Origin of the sequence: Bartonella sp. AP57NXGY (genome assembly GCF_042195805.1) — a bacterium.
Taxonomy (GTDB): Bacteria; Pseudomonadota; Alphaproteobacteria; order Rhizobiales; family Rhizobiaceae; genus Bartonella.
The window spans coordinates 1-1,996 of record NZ_JBHIOZ010000119.1; the positions used below are offsets into that span (position 1 = coordinate 1).

Here is a 1,996-nt window from a genome sequence, read left to right on the forward strand (position 1 = left end):
CTGAACAACGTGATTATCGCAGCGCGTTTTCGTTCTCATCAATCCAAAATTGAGTTATTTCAGACAAGGGCTAAATGTATATTTTGGAGATTATTATAAGCCATAGGCACAATTTTTAAAAGGGGTACCACTATGGACGGGCTTGAAATATTGCATATTATGGGGGGCATTCGCCTGCACATGCATTTTCGTGTAGATTGAGATTGAGATTGAGCGGTTGGCCTTCTTACCGAAGCCTCTGTGTATTGTTCATGTTTTTGGTTCTAATGCAGAGGATAAAATAATCTCTGGATGTGCGCATCATAATAAGATTGATTCTACATCTGTAAAATTAGGTCGGAAAAGGCGATCATAGGGCCAACGGTGGTCAATGAGAAAAGTGTTTATGATCATGAGATTTGTGAGAGCCGTATTGAGAAAGAGTTTGCGCAAAATCTCGATAATGACTCTGATGTAAGATTGTTTTTTAAACTGCCAAGAAATTTAAAAATAGCCACTCCTATTGGTTCTTATACGCCTGATTGGGCGGTTTTTTAGAGTGAGATGGCGCGCAAAAGCTTTATTTTGTACTGGAAACAAAAGGAACGAATAGCGAGTTTGATTTGCGCCTTAAAGAAATGCTGAAGATTAAATGCAGCAAGGCGCATTTTACCGCCCTTGAGACTGGTGTGGTATTTAACGAGGTACCGGTGATGAGTTGGCGCGATTCTAAGCGGGGATGGTGGTAGAGAGAGTGGGGGCTGTGGTAAGAGTGGGCGGCACGAATGACGCTGTCTTTAGTTGCGTACCGCCAAGCTAATTTTGTGCTTTGCGGAATTCGCTAAGACTTTTGGACGTACCGCGTTTACCGCGTAATAAAATCTTATGAATATCATGCAGAAGGCGCGCGCAGAAGGGGGTGATTACGTGACTAGCTTCCCAATGCCGTAATTAAGTACAGCTACATAATGAGATAGCTCTTCAATATCATCAGTTGCACTGATACTTTTTCTTTATTTTCAAACAATAATAGGTCAGATGGTAACGATTATGTCCTTTCTATCTAAGAAAAGAGTAGCACCGCTTGCGTATATGCACGAGTAAAAGTCAATCAACATTGGTCTGAGGTAAAAACCGTCAATTATTTCTAATACACCTAAGGATTTCATAGCTTGCTCTAACGGTTTATATAAAGCCGCCCTTTTAAAAGGTGGATTGGGTGGAAAATTTATTGGGATATAGGCTTTATGAATCTCTCGAACTAAGCTTCCTACTATGCAGGCCCTAAGGCGTGATTGCATATATGGTCGCATCTGTTGCTCGTTGTGTAGGCAGAGATCCTAGATTAGGAAAGGAGGGCTGGTCTTTTAATTACAAAGGAAGAATACGGCGCGTAAGTGCAACAAAATGTATTTTGAGGAGCGGTAAAGGGGTGAGGCATTTGATGTCCAGCGGGTGACGGATTAACTGGAGTATAAGTAGGCATTGCTAGGGCGGAGTTTTTAGTTAAGAATTGCGCTCTGTGCGCTATAAGCTCTCTGCATCCTTCATATAGGCGTTGGATCATCGCCCAATGCAACGTAAAGGGGCTGTTTTGTCTTTAGCGCTTGTTTGGCTGCTTCTATAGTGCCGCTGGCTCTATCAGCCATTATGGTGATAATTTTCTCGTCCAAAGAATAGATCAATTGATTGCGTAATAGGGTATGTGTGCCTTTTTTGACCGTGTCTTTTTTAAAAAGCAGCTGTTACCTCGTGGCAGGGTTGGGTGTGTCTATATGATCAGCCTGCCAAAGAAAAGGAAGCGTTATCGCGATAGCCACCAATAGGAGCCCAGCGATAAAGGTGGCAGCAAACTGCAATGATATAAAAGAACCAAGGACGCCGACCAAAAAGCTTCCGACCGGCGTTCCAGCATAGCCGATCACTCGAAAAGCAGAATTAGCTCGCCCGAGAAGTTGCTTTGGTGTGAGGCGCTGCCTGAAGGCGGTAACACCAATAAACCATAAGCTTGCTCCAA

2 protein-coding genes and 1 pseudogene are annotated in these 1,996 nt (G+C 43.1%); 2 read left to right on the forward strand and 1 reads right to left on the reverse strand.

Annotation, left to right across the window (positions count from 1 at the left end; translation table 11 throughout):
- The first annotated feature begins 363 nt into the window (after window positions 1–363).
- Together ACFIL8_RS08205 and ACFIL8_RS08210 are read left to right on the forward strand one after the other, a co-directional pair.
- Window positions 364–537 (forward strand): hypothetical protein, encoded by a 174-nt coding sequence (locus ACFIL8_RS08205; RefSeq protein ID WP_375612064.1) that lies wholly within the window; start codon window positions 364–366, stop codon window positions 535–537.
- Window positions 538–602: 65 nt separating this feature from the next.
- Window positions 603–728: a hypothetical protein gene (locus tag ACFIL8_RS08210; protein ID WP_375613549.1), complete on the forward strand. Its 126-nt coding sequence runs from the start codon at window positions 603–605 to the stop codon at window positions 726–728.
- Between the two features lie 996 nt (window positions 729–1,724).
- Here ACFIL8_RS08210 and ACFIL8_RS08215 read toward each other — a convergent pair.
- Window positions 1,725–1,996: pseudogene (locus ACFIL8_RS08215) on the reverse strand (MFS transporter); the annotation flags it as partial.